Origin of the sequence: Sulfitobacter sp. 1A13421, from assembly GCF_043557285.1 — a bacterium.
Classification (GTDB): Bacteria; Pseudomonadota; Alphaproteobacteria; order Rhodobacterales; family Rhodobacteraceae; genus Sulfitobacter; species Sulfitobacter faviae.
In genome coordinates this window covers 146,211-161,370 of sequence record NZ_JBIFFQ010000002.1, presented here as the reverse complement: position 1 = coordinate 161,370, position 15,160 = coordinate 146,211, and the positions used below count along the sequence as shown (strand labels likewise).

Annotated in this window: 15 protein-coding genes; 8 read left to right on the top strand and 7 right to left on the bottom strand. The window is 60.7% G+C overall.

Annotation, left to right across the window (positions count from 1 at the left end; genetic code table 11):
• Positions 1-94: 94 nt before the first annotated feature.
• Positions 95-556, bottom strand: coding sequence for an Rrf2 family transcriptional regulator (locus tag ACGYLI_RS04510; RefSeq protein ID WP_067262959.1), 462 nt, complete (start codon positions 554-556; stop codon positions 95-97).
• Between the two features lie 172 nt (positions 557-728).
• On the opposite strand from ACGYLI_RS04510, the gene ACGYLI_RS04505 reads away from it, so the two are divergent.
• From ACGYLI_RS04505 to ACGYLI_RS04490, 4 genes are all read left to right on the top strand, one after another.
• The gene (locus ACGYLI_RS04505; RefSeq protein ID WP_067262961.1) at positions 729-1,382 is read left to right on the top strand and encodes an alpha/beta hydrolase; all 654 of its coding nucleotides are present in this window, start codon (positions 729-731) and stop codon (positions 1,380-1,382) included.
• Entirely contained in the window at positions 1,382-1,618 is a 237-nt protein-coding gene (locus ACGYLI_RS04500) for a hypothetical protein (RefSeq protein WP_209218794.1), read from the top strand. The genes ACGYLI_RS04505 and ACGYLI_RS04500 overlap by 1 nt, the downstream gene beginning before the upstream one ends.
• Positions 1,615-2,199: an HD family hydrolase gene (locus tag ACGYLI_RS04495; RefSeq protein WP_394417453.1), complete on the top strand. Its 585-nt coding sequence runs from the start codon at positions 1,615-1,617 to the stop codon at positions 2,197-2,199. The genes ACGYLI_RS04500 and ACGYLI_RS04495 overlap by 4 nt, the downstream gene beginning before the upstream one ends.
• 96 nt (positions 2,200-2,295) lie before the next feature.
• Positions 2,296-3,510 carry an NADP-dependent isocitrate dehydrogenase gene (locus tag ACGYLI_RS04490; RefSeq protein WP_067262970.1) on the top strand — a complete coding sequence of 405 codons (1,215 nt, stop codon included), beginning with the start codon at positions 2,296-2,298 and terminating at the stop codon, positions 3,508-3,510.
• 313 nt (positions 3,511-3,823) lie between these two features.
• On the opposite strand, the gene ACGYLI_RS04485 is transcribed toward ACGYLI_RS04490, so the two are convergent.
• Positions 3,824-4,030, bottom strand: coding sequence for a DUF6356 family protein (locus ACGYLI_RS04485; protein ID WP_394417450.1), 207 nt, complete (start codon positions 4,028-4,030; stop codon positions 3,824-3,826).
• Positions 4,031-4,145: 115 nt separating this feature from the next.
• Here ACGYLI_RS04485 and ACGYLI_RS04480 point away from each other — a divergent pair, with 115 nt between their 5' ends.
• The 3 genes from ACGYLI_RS04480 to typA all read left to right on the top strand — a co-directional run bounded on the left by ACGYLI_RS04480 (position 4,146) and on the right by typA (position 6,909).
• Positions 4,146-4,604: an Lrp/AsnC family transcriptional regulator gene (locus tag ACGYLI_RS04480; protein ID WP_394417447.1), complete on the top strand. Its 459-nt coding sequence runs from the start codon at positions 4,146-4,148 to the stop codon at positions 4,602-4,604.
• An 11-nt stretch (positions 4,605-4,615) separates the two neighbouring features.
• The gene (locus ACGYLI_RS04475; protein ID WP_271693720.1) at positions 4,616-4,945 is read left to right on the top strand and encodes a multidrug efflux SMR transporter; all 330 of its coding nucleotides are present in this window, start codon (positions 4,616-4,618) and stop codon (positions 4,943-4,945) included.
• A gap of 146 nt (positions 4,946-5,091) precedes the next feature.
• Positions 5,092-6,909 carry a translational GTPase TypA gene (gene typA, locus ACGYLI_RS04470; protein ID WP_209218798.1) on the top strand — a complete coding sequence of 606 codons (1,818 nt, stop codon included), beginning with the start codon at positions 5,092-5,094 and terminating at the stop codon, positions 6,907-6,909.
• Between the two features lie 84 nt (positions 6,910-6,993).
• Here typA and ACGYLI_RS04465 read toward each other — a convergent pair whose 3' ends face one another.
• From ACGYLI_RS04465 to recA, 4 genes are all read right to left on the bottom strand, one after another.
• A complete protein-coding gene (locus ACGYLI_RS04465; RefSeq protein ID WP_394417443.1) occupies positions 6,994-7,719 on the bottom strand; it encodes a phosphatase PAP2 family protein in 726 nt (241 codons plus the stop codon).
• Positions 7,720-7,804: 85 nt separating this feature from the next.
• A complete protein-coding gene (locus ACGYLI_RS04460; protein ID WP_394417440.1) occupies positions 7,805-8,092 on the bottom strand; it encodes a DUF1330 domain-containing protein in 288 nt (95 codons plus the stop codon).
• Between the two features lie 5 nt (positions 8,093-8,097).
• Positions 8,098-10,755 carry an alanine--tRNA ligase gene (gene alaS, locus ACGYLI_RS04455; protein WP_394417437.1) on the bottom strand — a complete coding sequence of 886 codons (2,658 nt, stop codon included), beginning with the start codon at positions 10,753-10,755 and terminating at the stop codon, positions 8,098-8,100.
• Positions 10,756-10,890: 135 nt separating this feature from the next.
• Positions 10,891-11,961 (bottom strand): recombinase RecA, encoded by a 1,071-nt coding sequence (gene recA, locus ACGYLI_RS04450; protein ID WP_067261794.1) that lies wholly within the window; start codon positions 11,959-11,961, stop codon positions 10,891-10,893.
• A 203-nt stretch (positions 11,962-12,164) separates the two neighbouring features.
• On the opposite strand from recA, the gene ACGYLI_RS04445 reads away from it, so the two are divergent.
• The gene (locus ACGYLI_RS04445; protein ID WP_271693818.1) at positions 12,165-12,758 is read left to right on the top strand and encodes a gamma-glutamyl kinase; all 594 of its coding nucleotides are present in this window, start codon (positions 12,165-12,167) and stop codon (positions 12,756-12,758) included.
• A gap of 18 nt (positions 12,759-12,776) precedes the next feature.
• On the opposite strand, the gene ACGYLI_RS04440 is transcribed toward ACGYLI_RS04445, so the two are convergent.
• Entirely contained in the window at positions 12,777-15,011 is a 2,235-nt protein-coding gene (locus ACGYLI_RS04440) for an ATP-binding protein (protein WP_394417434.1), read from the bottom strand.
• Positions 15,012-15,160: the final 149 nt, after the last annotated feature.

The window sequence follows — 15,160 nt, the reverse complement described above, 5'->3', positions numbered from 1 at the left end:
ACCGCGGGGGTCCGGGGGCAGCGCCCCCGAAATTCCACATCACCACCTGCACAGACCACAGCCGCCAAAGCGCGCCCGCTGCCCAAAACCACCCTCACGACTCATCCACCACGGCAAAAAGGGTCGGCACCGCCGGACAGGGGGCCAGCTCATTCTCAACCACATCCGAAAGGCGCGTCTGGTGCAGGAAAACATAAACATGCGCGCTCAGCCCCTGCCACAGCCGGTTGGTCAACGATTGTGCCCGGCTGCCCGACAAACCGCCCGAGGCGCCCGCCCCCTTGTGCATCGCATCCACCGTCTCATCCACCGCCGCCAGCACATCGACCACGCGAATATCCGCTGCCGGACGCGCCAAACGATACCCGCCGCCCGGGCCCCGGACAGAGGTCACCAATTCGGCCCGGCGCAGCTTGACGAACAACTGTTCCAGATAGGGCAAAGAGACCGACTGCCGCTCGGCAATGTCGCCCAGAGACACCAAGGTGCCCTCGGGTTGCAGGGCAATATCGGCCAAAGCGACCATCGCGTAGCGCCCTTTGGTAGATAGCTTCATCGTCTCACCCTCACCCGCCGCGCCATTTGATTGACGTGGGCGGCTTAAATGCCTAAGTCCAAAGACTGATCCACGCGACACTGCGCGGAACCAGATTAGAACCGTTCTAAGGTGGCCTAGCGAATTCGTCAACTATTCGCGGCGATCTTTGAACCCCTAGACAGGGATACCCATGCCCGAGGTTATTTTTCCCGGACCCGAAGGCCGCCTTGAAGGCCGCTACCACCCCCAAAAAGAACGTGACGCCCCGATTGCCATCGTGCTGCATCCGCATCCGCAGTTCGGCGGCACGATGAATCACAAGGTCGTCTACAACCTGCACTATGCGTTCTACAACATGGGTTTCACCGTGTTGCGCTTCAACTTCCGTGGCGTGGGCCGCAGCCAAGGCGAATACGATCAGGGCATCGGCGAATTGTCTGATGCGGCCTCGGCGCTCGATTACCTGCAATCGATGAACAACAACTCCAAGCATTGCTGGGTTGCGGGGTTCTCCTTTGGCGCATGGATCGGGATGCAACTGCTGATGCGCCGGCCCGAGATCACGGGATTCATCTCGGTCTCGCCGCCCGCGAATATGTACGACTTTTCATTCCTCGCGCCCTGCCCGGCCTCGGGTCTGGTGATCAACGGCACCGCCGACCGCGTGGCGCCGCCCGCGGATACCACGAACCTCGTCAGCAAGCTGCACGAGCAAAAGGGCATCACGATCACCCATCAGGAGATCGAAGGCGCCGGGCACTTCTTTGAAGAGCCGCATATGGACACGCTGATCACCTCGACCAGCGACTATGTCAAACGCCGCCTGACGGAATCCACACGCTGATGGCGGACGCGGTCGTCACCCAACTGGCCAATAAATTGGCCGAGGAATGTCTCGCCGTACAGGCCGAGACAGGCGAAGACCGCTTGTTCATGGAAGTCGGCGAGGTGCTGGGCGCCTCGTCGCAAACGCTGGAAGAAGCCTTCCTCACCGCCGTTCGCACCCGGATGGCCAATGACAAGGCCCGCGCCTTTCTTGCGCGCAAGCTGCGCGACCATCGCGGTAAGGGCGGCGCATGACAGAACGGCTCGACAAGCAGATCGCCTTTCTGAACGAGGCCGACAAGCTGAAAACCGTGCTGCGCGGCACCACCCTATGCGATGCCAGCCGTGCGGAAAACTCTGCCGAACATTCGTGGCATCTGACGCTCTATGCACTGGTGCTGGCCGATCAGGCAGGGCCAGAGGTCGACATCAACCGCGTCATCAAGATGCTGATCCTGCACGACCTTGTCGAGATTGACGCGGGCGACAATCCAATCTTTGGCGATTACGACGCCGCCGAGATGGAAGCGCAGGAACAAATCGCCGCCGACCGCATCTTTGGCCTATTGCCGGACGATCTGCGGGACGATCTGCGCAGCATCTGGGAAGAGTTCGAGGCCGCCGAAAGCCCTACGGCCCGCTTTGCCAAATCGCTTGATCGGTTCCAGCCGCCGATGCAGAACCTCGCCTCCGGCGGCGGCAGTTGGACTGACTATAACGTCTCGGAAGCGCAGATCGAAGAAAAGGTGGGCCGCAAGATCGCCATCGGCGCCCCTGCCCTTTGGTCCTATGCCCGCGCCCGCATCAGCAGCTTTTTCGCCGGGGTCGGCGCCTGACCGCAGCCTTCGGCATACCATTGTATACGATCTTTCTCTTTGGCCCCGAATAGGCTAAAGCACGGCCAAACGCACCCTGAAACAGAGGAATTCGTCATGTCGAAGATCAAGGTAGAAAACCCCATCGTCGAACTCGACGGCGATGAGATGACCCGGATCATCTGGGATTTCATTAAAAAGAAGCTAATCACGCCCTATCTTGACGTTGACCTGAAGTATTACGACCTCGGCATCGAAGTGCGGGACGAGACTGACGACCAGATCACCGTCGACGCGGCCCATGCGATCCGCGAACATGGCGTCGGTGTGAAATGCGCCACCATCACGCCCGACGAGGCGCGGGTCGAGGAGTTCGGCCTTAAACGCATGTACCGCAGCCCCAACGGCACCATCCGCAATATTCTGGGCGGCGTGATCTTCCGCGAGCCGATCATCTGCCGCAACGTACCGCGTCTTGTGCCGGGCTGGACGCAGCCGATCGTCGTTGGCCGCCATGCCTTCGGCGACCAGTACCGCGCCACCGACTTCCGCTTCCCCGGCAAGGGCAAGCTGACAATCAAATTCGTCGGCGATGATGGCGAGACCATCGAGAAGGAGGTCTTCGACGCGCCCTCCGCCGGTGTCACCATGGCGATGTACAACCTCGACGATTCGATCCGCGATTTCGCGCGCGCGTCTTTCAACTACGGTCTGAACCGTGGCTGGCCGGTCTATCTCTCGACCAAGAACACGATCCTGAAGGCCTATGACGGCCGTTTCAAAGACCTGTTCCAAGAGATTTTCGACGCGGAATTCGCCGAGGACTTCAAGAAGAAGAACATCTGGTACGAGCACCGCCTGATCGACGACATGGTCGCCTCGGCGATGAAATGGTCGGGCGGCTATGTCTGGGCCTGCAAGAACTACGACGGCGACGTGCAGTCGGACACCGTGGCGCAGGGTTTCGGCTCACTGGGGCTGATGACCTCGCAACTGATGACGCCGGACGGCAAAATCGTGGAGGCCGAGGCCGCCCATGGCACCGTCACGCGCCATTACCGCCAGCACCAGAAGGGCGAGGAGACCTCGACCAACTCCATCGCCTCCATCTACGCTTGGACCGGCGGGTTGAAGCACCGGGGCAAGCTGGACGGGAACACCGCGCTGATCAACTTCGCCGAGACGCTGGAGAAGGTCGTAGTGGATACGGTGGAATCAGGCTTCATGACCAAGGACCTTGCCCTGCTGGTGGGGCCGGATCAGGGCTGGCTGACGACCATGGGGTTCTTGGAGAAGGTGGACGAGAACCTGAACAAGGCGCTGGCGGGCTGAGCCTGTCAGATGTTTGGAATGACAGAGGGCCGCAGCGATGCGGCCCTTTTCTATTTTTCGGTCACGCCTGCCACCCGGCCCGGAATCAAGCCGTAGGCGCCGGGCCATCGCCTGCCCGCCCGTCACGCCGGAGGCGTGCCGCTATAAAGGGGGCGCACCTTCGGTGCGACCGGGTAGGCGATTTGGTTAGGCTGGGCGTGAACTCGCGGAACGCACAACATTGCTGAGCCATAAAGTGGCACGAGGCCACGTAAGATCGCCCACCCGCGGGCAGGCGCTGGCCCTCATTGCGAAACTGGAGCCGCGCTGGCCCTCATTGCCCCCGGTTGTGCGTCCGCGCGTAAAGCTTCGCGATGATCCCACTCGCCGTCTTCTCAAACAGGCACGGGATCAGCGCATGCACCAGCGCCGCGCCAGCTGCCGCGAACAGCAGCCCCGAAAACTTCAGCGCGAAGGCCATGTGCTGGAAGAAGGTCTCTTCCACCTTGGCGGGATGGTCGAGGAAGATGCGTGCGATCATGGGAAACTCCTGTCTCTGCCTTTCTCCCACCCTAGCCGAGCCTGCCTGTGACGTTGTCTCAAAACTCTCCCGACAACCGCTTGTGCGTGAGAAGATTTCCCACCAAACTACCGCCATGATAACACTTGATGACATAGACCGCCGCATATTGGTCGAACTGCAACGCGACGCCGGCCAATCCCTTGAGGCGCTTGGCGCGGCGGTCCATCTGTCGCGCAATGCCTGCTGGCGCCGCATCCGGGCGCTGGAGAACGCAGGCGTGATCAAGAACCGGGTGACGCTCTTGGACGCGGCGAAACTCGACCTTGGCCTTAGCGTCTTTATCCAAGTCCGCACCAACGCCCATGCGCCCGATTGGCTCGAGAAATTCTCCCGCGCCACGAAAGCCATGCCCGACATCCTCGGCGTCTACCGGATGACCGGTGATCTGGACTATTTGATCCGGGCGCGCGTTCGGGATATGGCGGGATATGATCGCCTCTATCAGGACCTGATCCGCCGAGTGCCGCTATCGGATGTTTCGGCCAGTTTCGTGATGGAGGAGATCAAGGAAACCACCGAACTCCCGCTCTGAGGAAGACCGAGATGCATTACCTGTGGCTCATCATCGCCGTGGTGGCGGAAACCCTTGGCACGACCGCGGTGCAGGCTTCGCATCAGTTCACCCGGCTCTGGCCTTCGGTGGCGGTAGTGGTCTTCTACATGATCTCTTTCTACTGCATGTCGCTGGCGCTGAAGGTCATGCCAGTTGGGATCGTCTATGCCTTTTGGGCCGGTCTGGGCATCGTGCTGATCGCGATTATCGGCTTCGTCCTCTTCGGTCAGCGGCTCGACCTGCCCGCGGTTCTGGGACTTTTGCTGATCATCAGCGGCATTCTGGTCATCCACCTCTTTTCGAACAGCGCCACCCATTAAGGCTGCACCAGTGGCACAGCTTCGCGCAGTAAGGGGGGCGTCACGGCATTAGGGCTAGCAATTGTAGCCGGGGCGCGGTATGGGCGGCGCAATTATACGCGCAGCTTCAGGTTGGCGCGTCCCTCCCCTATCCAAAGGCTGACTTAATGGACCTGCGCAACATCGCAATCATCGCCCACGTCGACCACGGCAAGACGACGCTGGTGGACGAGCTTCTGAAACAATCCGGCACCTATCGTGAAAACCAGGCGACCACCGAGCGCGCCATGGACAGCAACGATCTGGAGCGTGAGCGCGGCATCACCATCTTCGCCAAGCCGACCTCCGTCGTCTGGAACGACACCCGCATCAACATCGTCGACACGCCGGGCCACGCCGACTTCGGCGGCGAGGTTGAGCGCATCCTGTCGATGGTCGATGGTGTGGTGCTTTTGGTGGACGCCGCCGAAGGCCCGATGCCCCAGACCAAATTCGTGACCTCCAAGGCGCTGAAACTGGGCCTGCGCCCGATCGTCGTGCTGAACAAGGTCGACAAGCCGGATGCCGAGCCCGACCGCGCGCTGGATGAGTGTTTCGACCTTTTCGCCAGCCTCGACGCCACCGACGAACAGCTCGAATTCCCGCATATGTATGCCTCGGGCCGCTCCGGCTGGGCGGACGCTGAACTTGACGGCCCGCGCAAAGACCTCTCTGCACTGTTCGACCTGATCCTTGATCACGTCCCCGCGCCGAAGCAGATCGAAAACGCCGACAAGCCCTTCACCATGCTGGCCACCACGCTCGGCGGCGACCCGTTCCTGGGCCGCCTGCTGACCGGTCGTGTCGAAACCGGCACCCTGAAAGCGGGCCAGACCGTCAAGGCGATGTCGCGCGACGGCACCCAGATCGAGACCTTCCGCGCCACCAAAATCCTCGCCTTCCGCGGGCTGGAGCAGACCGCCATCGACGTGGCCGAAGCGGGGGACATCGTCTCTATCGCGGGCATGGCCAAGGCCACCGTGGCAGATACGCTGGCCGATCCTTCGGTGAACGAAGCGATCCCGGCGCAGCCGATCGACCCGCCCACCATCACTGTGACCTTCGGCATCAACGACAGCCCGCTCGCGGGCCGCGACGGCAAAAAGGTGCAATCCCGCGTGATCCGCGAGCGTCTGCTGAAAGAAGCGGAGAGCAACGTGGCGATCAAAATCTCCGACACGCCGGGCGGCGAGGCTTTCGAAGTCGCGGGCCGCGGCGAATTGCAGATGGGCGTGTTGATCGAGAACATGCGCCGTGAGGGGTTCGAGCTGTCGATCTCCCGCCCGCAGGTGCTGTTCCAAGAGATCGACGGCGTGCGCCATGAGCCGATCGAAGAAGCCACCATCGACGTGGATGACGAATACTCCGGCGCGGTGATCGAAAAGATCACCGGCACCCGCAAGGGCGAGCTGGTCGAGATGAAACCAGCCGGCGCCGGCAAGACCCGGATCATCGCCCATGTCCCCTCGCGCGGGCTTATCGGCTATCACGGCGAGTTCCTGACCGACACCCGCGGCACCGGCGTGTTGAACCGCGTCTTCCACGGCTGGGCACCGCACAAGGGTCCGATCCCGGGCCGCCGCGCGGGCGTGCTGATCTCGATGGAGAACGGCACCTCGGTCGCCTACGCGCTGTGGAACCTCGAAGAGCGCGGCAAGATGATGATCGGCGCGCAGGCGGACGTCTACACCGGCATGATCATCGGCGAGCACAGCCGCGACAACGATCTGGAAGTGAACCCGCTGAAGGGCAAGAAGCTGACCAACGTGCGCGCTTCGGGCACCGATGACGCAGTGCGCCTGACCCCGCCGATGACGCTGAGCCTTGAAGAGGCGATTGCCTATATCGACGACGACGAGCTGGTCGAAGTGACCCCGAACGCCGTGCGCCTGCGCAAGCGTTACCTCGACCCGCATGAGCGCAAGCGGATGGCAAAAGCCAGCTAAGCTACGGTAAATTAAAAGCAAAACGGCAGCGCATTTTACGATGCGCTGCCGTTTTCACATCCGCGCCCCGGAGACCTCGCGGCGTTAAGTATCGCCTTCTTCGCGATCGATATGCCCACGCCTCGCCAAACTCAGCGCCGCAATCAGGCAAAGGATGGCCCAAGCCCCGCCGCCAAGCCAGCCCGCCGCCACATCCGTCGGCCAATGCACCCCCATATAGACCCGGCTGATCCCGACGAGCAGCGTGAGCAGGACGGCAACCACCAGCGTATAGACCTTGAGCGCCCAGCGTTTCTGCGCCCGCGCCACCATCGCGCCAAGGGTGAGATAGGCCACCGCCGCCATCATCGAATGCCCCGAGGGGAAGCTTGCCGTATGCACGAGCGACCCATGCGGTACGAGGTCAGGGCGCGGACGGTCGAAAAACTCCTTGGCGATGCTGCTCAGCACGATGCCCCCGCCAACGGTGGCGAGGATGTAAAGCGCGGTCGACCACCGCCGTTGCAGCAGGAAAAAGAGCGAGACGACAACGGTCGTCAGTACCAGCACCGCGACCCCGCCGAGGGCCGTCAAATCGCGGCCAATTTCCTCGACCCACCACGGGCCGATGGGATCGGACAGGTCGCCGGGCGTGCGCAGGAACAACAAGATGTCACGGTCAAGGCTGCTGGTGCTGCCTTCGACGACCTCTTCGGTCAGTTCGGCCAATGTCCAAACGGCTGTGATTGAAAGCCCCATCAGGGCCAGTGTCGTCACCTCCACATGGCGGCGGCACCATTGGGCGAAAGCGGATAGTCGGTCGAAGGTCATGAGAGATCAACCACCCTCCCGTTAGAAGGTTCCGCCCCGCCAATGCAAGAAGCCCCGCCTGTCGTTCAGGCGGGGCGTTCTAGGATTATTCCTCAGTTTCGACGATCATCAATTCGCGCTCCGACGCCCCGCGCGCATGGTTCAACGCCGCTTGATAAGCATCGGAATGATAACATTTTTCGGCCGTTTCGACATCGGGGAAACGCGCCACCACATTGCGCGGACGCTCTTTACCCTCAAGCTGAACGAACCGCCCGCCGCGGGCGATGAACTTACCGCCATGTGCCGCAATGGCCTCGGTGGCGCCAGCGGCGTATTTCTTATACGCCTCCTCATCGGTGACGGTGACATGTGCAATCCAAAGTGCGCCCATGGGCCTTATCCTTTCAAGATGTTCTCAGCCGCAGTAATCGCCGCCTCGGCATTCTCCGCCGAAGCGCCGCCCCCCTGCGCCATGTCGGGACGGCCACCGCCGCCCTTACCGCCCAGTTCGGCCACCGCCGCTTTCACCATGTCGACCGCCGAGAGACGATCTGTCAAATCCTTCGTCACACCGCCTGCGACTGCGGCCTTGCCGCCGGTGTCGGCGATCAACAAAACCGCGCCTGAGCCGAGCTTGGCCTTATGTTCATCCACCAGACCCGGCAGGTCTTTGCCCGTGATACCGCTCAGCACTTGGCCTACGAATTTCACGCCGTTCACCTCGCGCGCTTCGGGCGCAGCCGCGCCGCCGCCCGACATCGCCAATTCACGACGCAGCTGCGCCACTTCGTTGGACAAGCTGCGGCGCTCGTCCAGCAATGCACGCACCCGTTCCGGCACGTCACTGGCTGAGGTTTTCAACTCCGCCGCGACTCGGCTCAGCGCCGCTTCCTGCTCGCGCAGCCATGCCAAAGCCTCGGTCCCGGTCAGCGCTTCGATCCGGCGGACGCCCGCGCTGCTCGCGCTATCCCCTAAAAGGACGAAGGCGCCGATATCACCCGTCTGCCGCACATGGGTGCCGCCGCAAAGCTCCAGCGAATAGGTCGACTTGTCGCTGCCCTTGCCGGACCCTTCCAACTGCCCCATCGAGACGACACGCACCTCGTCGCCGTATTTCTCACCAAAGAGCGCCTGCGCCCCCATGGCGCGCGCATCGTCTGGCGTCATGATCCGTGTCTCAACCGGCGTGTTCTGGCGAATGTAATCATTCACCTCACGCTCGACCTGGCTCAACTCTTCCTGCGTCAACCCCTTGGCATGGGAGAAGTCAAACCGCAGACGATCATGCGCATTCAGCGAACCGCGCTGCGAGACATGATCCCCAAGCGCGTTGCGCAGGGCCTCGTGCAACAGGTGCGTGGCCGAGTGGTTGGCGCGGATGGCACTGCGCCGCAAACGATCCACCTCAAGAACAGCGGTCTGCCCCGGCTTCACCTCGCCTTCGACCACATGGCCGAAATGCACGAAAACGCCCGCCGATTTCCGCGTATCGGTCACGTTCACAATACCGGTCTGCGTCCGGATCACGCCGGTGTCGCCAACCTGCCCGCCGCTTTCGGCATAAAACGGAGTCTGGTTCAGTGCGACCTGCACATCGCTGCCTACTGCGGCGGCTTCGACCTGATCACTGCCCTGCACCAAGGCGACGATCTGCCCCTCAGCACTTTCGGTGTCATAGCCCAGAAACTCTGTCACGCCGCTTTTGTCGGCCACATCGAACCAAACGGTAGCATCCGCAGCCTCGCCCGATCCGGCCCAGGCCGCACGGGCCTTGGCCTTCTGCGCTGCCATGGCGGTGTCGAACCCCTCGGTATCGACCGCACGGCCCTTCTCGCGCAGCGCATCCTGCGTCAGATCAAGCGGGAAGCCATATGTGTCATAAAGTTTAAACGCCGCCTCCCCCGGCAGGGTCGCCCCCTCGGGCAAACCGCTCAACTCATCATCCAGCAGCTTCAAACCGCGATCCAACGTTTGGCGGAAACGGGTTTCCTCCAACAGCAAAGTCTCACGGATAAGCGATTGCGCCTGTCCCAACTCAGGGTAAGCCGCGCCCATCTGCTGCACCAAGGATGGTACCAGCTGATGCATTAAGGGATCCTTAACGCCGAGCAGATGCGCATGGCGCATGGCGCGCCGCATGATCCGGCGCAGCACATATCCGCGGCCCTCGTTGGAAGGCATCACCCCATCGGCAATCAGGAAGGAGGTCGACCGCAGGTGATCTGCGATCACCCGGTGATGGGTCTTGCCCGGCCCATCGGGATCGGTCGAAGACGCATGGGCGCTCGCCTCGATCAGGTTGCGCATGAGGTCGGTGGCATAGTTGTCATTCGTGCCCTGCAACAGCGCCGCCACCCGTTCGATCCCCATCCCGGTATCGATCGATTGGTTGGGCAGCGGCTGGCGCGTGCCGTCTTCGAACTGCTCGTATTGCATGAAAACGAGGTTCCAGATCTCGACGAAACGGTCACCGTCTTCCTCGGGCGATCCCGGAGGGCCGCCCCAAATGTGATCGCCGTGATCGTAGAAAATCTCAGTGCAAGGCCCGCAAGGGCCGGTGGGGCCAGCGGACCAGAAGTTATCATCCGTCGCGATGCGAATGATGCGCTCATCCGGCAGGCCGGTATGGGCCTTCCAGATTTTAACCGCTTCTTCATCGGTATGGTACACTGTGACCAAAAGGCGGTTCGGGTCGATGCCGAACTCCTTGGTCAGCAGGTCCCAAGCAAAGGGGATCGCTTCGGCCTTGAAGTAGTCGCCGAAGCTGAAGTTGCCGAGCATTTCGAAAAACGTGTGATGCCGCGCGGTATAGCCGACATTGTCGAGGTCATTGTGCTTGCCGCCCGCCCGCACACATTTCTGCGCCGATGTGGCACGGCTGTAATCGCGCGTCTCGACCCCGGTGAAGAGGTTCTTGAACTGGACCATACCGGCCGCGGTGAACATCAATGTCGGGTCGTTGCGCGGCACCAGCGGGCTGGAGGGCACGATCTGATGCCCCTGCGCATCGAAATAATTCAGAAAAGTTGAGCGAATTTCATTCAGCGTCTTCATGGCGAGGCCTTCCGGGGCAGATTTGATCCGTCCCAAATACCCCTCAGCCCCGGCGCTGTCCACCGTTCCTGCCCATGAAAAAGGGGCGCAGCCTTTGGCCACGCCCCTTCTTAAATTCAAATTGTCGAAGCAGGTTCAAGCTTCGAGAATATCCGCGTCGTCACCCCCGGACCCTTCAAAGTCCAATCCGTGGGCCGCGCGGATCTTGTCTTCGATCTCCGATGCCATGGCAGTGTTCTGTTTCAGGAAGTTCTTGGCGTTTTCACGCCCCTGCCCAATCCGCTCATCCCCGTAGCTGAACCACGAGCCGGATTTATCGACCACACCGGCCTTCACCCCAAGGTCCAGCAACTCCCCCATTTTGGAAATGCCTTCGCCATACATGATGTCGAATTCGACCTGTTTAAAGGGTGGCGCCACTTTGTTCTTGACGATCTTGACCTTCGTTGCGTTGCCAACAACCTCGTCTCGGTCCTTCAGGGCGCCGATCCGGCGGATGTCGAGACGGACGGAGGAGTAGAATTTCAGCGCGTTGCCGCCGGTGGTGGTCTCAGGAGAGCCGAACATCACGCCGATCTTCATCCGGATTTGGTTGATGAAGATAACCATACAATTGGACCGGCTGATCGACCCGGTGAGTTTGCGCATCGCTTGGCTCATCAAACGGGCCTGAACACCGACATTGCTGTCGCCCATCTCACCTTCAAGCTCGGATTTCGGCGTCAGGGCCGCGACGGAGTCGACGATCACCATATTGACCGCGCCAGAGCGTACCAGCGTATCGGTGATTTCCAGCGCCTGCTCACCCGTGTCGGGCTGGGAGATCAACAGCTCGTCGATGTCCACGCCAAGCTTTTTCGCATATTGCGGATCAAGCGCATGTTCCGCGTCGACAAAGGCGCAAACGCCCCCGGCCTTCTGCTGCTCTGCCACGCAATGCAGCGTCAGCGTTGTCTTACCCGAGGATTCCGGGCCATAAATCTCAATGATGCGCCCCATCGGCAAGCCACCGATACCAAGCGCGATATCAAGGCCAAGCGAGCCTGTGGAGCTGGCTTTGATATCCTGGATCGCCCCTTCGGCCCCCAGTTTCATAATCGACCCTTTGCCGAACTGACGTTCGATCTGGGCCAGCGCGCTGTCGAGCGCCTTTTGCTTTTCTGCGGTTTTCTTGCTGTCCATCGTCAAAAGATCTGCCGTTGCCATTAGGTTCATTCCTTAGTGTCACAGTGGCGCCCCGGCGGCAATCGCCTGCGCGCTGCGTCGCTTATGTTCTTCTAATGTTCCATATGAGGGTAAATGCGGAACATTTCAATGACTTTGTTTATCCTTTATGTTTTGGCGAGAATGGTAAAGAAATGGTTTACCCGAACCAGAAAGGGCCGCCTGCAGCCCAAGGTAAGACGCAATTGATTGTTTTTTTTAAAGAACGGCTGGCTTTTCTGTCGGTCCCAAAGACCGGAACCACGGCCTATGAGAAAGCACTGGCGCCGCGGGCGGACATGGTGATTTCCGATCCGCCCATGCTGAAGCATGCGCCTGTTTATCGCTATAATCGTTTCATTCGGCCAATGTTTCTAAAGGTTTGCGATGCCGAGCTTGAGCTGATGGCAGTGATGCGCGAACCGATCTCTTGGCTGGGCAGTTGGTATCGCTATCGGCAGCGCCCCTTCATGAAGGGCAAGCCGAACAACACCTTCGGGATCACTTTCGACGAATTCGTTCTCGCCTATATGAAGGGCGACAAGCCGGGCTTCGCCGATGTGGGGAGCCAGCTGAAGTTCATGGAGACCCAACCGAACGGCACCGGGATCACTCACCATTTCCGCTATGAAGATCAGACGCGGCTCCGTCGCTTTTTGGAAGAGCGGCTCGACGTGACGCTGACCTTGGGGCAGGAGAATGTCTCTCCCAAGATGGAGCTGGCGCTTTCCCCGAATGTGGAAAAACGCTTTCGCCGTAAGTTCGCGGCGGAGTTTGAGCTTTACGAGTCGATTACATAACCCTGCCCCAGGCGATGCTTAATGTAGCTGATTGTGGACCGTTGTGGTCAGGTCGGTGAGAGAGAAGGGTTTGGGCAGGAAGACAGAATTCGGAATTTTCGACTGTTCCTGACCGAAGTTATCCTCCGCATAGCCGGAGACGAAAACAACCCGCACATCCGGGCGTTGTTTGAGCGCTTGGCGCACCCAGCTTGGCCCATCCATGCCGGGCATAACGACGTCTGTTACGAATACATCGATATCCAAATCCTTATCTTCGAGCATCTTTAACGCGGCTTCGGCGGATTCGGCTTCGAGCACCGTGTAGCCGCGGAGCCGTAATGCGCGGCTTGCGAAGGCGCGCACGGGCGCTTCATCCTCCACCAGAAGGATCACCCCGTCGGACCGCTGAAGCGGGCTTTGATCCGGCGATGCCGGGGGCTTTTTCGCGACCGCAGTGGGCTGGCCCTCCAGCACGGGGAAGTAGAGGGTAAAACATGTGCCCCTGCCCAACTCACTGTCGATAAAGATGAAACCGCCCGTTTGTTTGACGATACCATAGGCAGTGGAGAGGCCAAGGCCGGTGCCCTCGCCGGTTCGCTTGGTGGTGAAGAACGGCTCGAACACCTTTTGCAGCTTATCCTTCGGAATGCCCGTGCCATCGTCATGCACCTGCACCGTGACGTAGCGGCCTGCTGGCACGCTGACCCGATCTCTTTCAAGCGGTTGGTCGAGGCTCGTCACCTCGGTCACGATACGGATCTCGCCCCCGGCGGGCATGGCATCGCGGGCGTTGACGACGAGGTTCATCAAAACCTGCTCCAACTGGCGTTTATCCGCGCGGATTGGCGCAAGTACCGGGTCATGGCTAAGGGTCAGCGTTACTTTTTCGCCCACCAGTCGGTTCAGCAAATGCGTGAGATCGGCGAGGGTATCGCGCATGTCGAGCGTCTCTGGCCGGAGGGTTTGTTTGCGCGAAAAGGCGAGGAGTTGTCCCACAAGCGCGGCCGCCCGATTGGCGTTTTGGTTGATCTGGACCAGATCGCTGAAATCCGGGTCTCCCTGATCGTGCCGCAGCAAGAGGAGGTCACAATGCCCAGAAATTGCCGTCAAAAGGTTGTTGAAGTCATGCGCGACGCCCCCGGCAAGCTGTCCAATGGCCTGCATCTTCTGGCTCTGCACGAATTGTGCCTCGAGCGATTTGAGTTCGGTCGCGTCCTGTAGCACCGCGATGAGGGCCGCCTCGCCTGCTTCGGATATGCGGTTGAGTGAGACCTGAACGAAGACCTCCTGATCCGTTCGGGTGAGCCTGAGAAATTCGGACTTTTGAACCAACCGCCCTGCAAGACTGTCTTGCAGCCAGTCCGAGATCGAGCGGCCGAGCCCCTCCATCAGATGCGAAAGATGGGTGTCGCGCCGCAGCGATACGCCGAGCAGCTTCCCCGCCATACGGTTGAAAGCCAATACCGTTCCATCGGGGCGCAGTTTGATCATCGGCACGGGGAGGTCTTGAAACGTTTCCCAGCCTAATTCATTGGGAGAGGCAGCCCCTTCGGCCGGCGGCAGAAGATAGAGCGCGCGGCGGTTCGCGCCGGCCTCAACCTCGGCCACCAGTACCTGCCGGTTTCCTTCTGCGGTGGCGATTTCGGTCACGGTTCCGGGGGTTAAGGGTAGGGAATTGAACAATCGGTCCAGTGACTTCACCCGTTCCCCGACCAGTATGCGCGCCGCTTCATTCATGAAAAGGATCGCCCCACCGCGGCCCAGCATGACCATTGGCAAGGCCATGCTTTCGTGCGTACTGCGGGGGCCCTCGCGGGTGGCAACGCTTTCAATCCGCCAAAGCAGGCGGTCGGCTGATAACTGGTGCACCGATAGGCGCATCGGGCCGGACCGGGTGATCACCTCTTCCCGCGCATTGCCGTTGGCGTTGGCGCGTGATTGCAGGCGGTAGAGAAGGCCCACGGGATTGGCGAAATGCGCTCGTAAGGCCTGCGCGAGGGTTTTTTCGCCGCCCTCGCCAAACTGCTTTAGAGCCGCCTCGTTGCGGTAAATGACTTGCCGATCGGAGGTAGCGATGAAACTGGGTGCGGCGTCTTTTGCGATGAAGTCCGCGACCCCATCCGCGCTGGCCCGATTCCGGCCACTATCCCATAGAAGCAAGACGATGTAACCAGTTAAAATAAAACCCAATGTGGCCGCCGAGGCGACAAGGGCAAGCTGCAACGTCGCATCGGTGCTGCGCAGCGCAAGCGCGCCAGCGGCAATGGCCATCACCACAAGCAGCCAAAGCCGCCTGAGCCCCGCCTGCCCCCCAATCCCTGAATGCCCAACGTCCTGCTGCACGCACATCCCCTAACAACCGAATCATACGACTATTACGTGCGACAGAGGTTAAGCAGGCTTTAACCGAGATCGGTTTG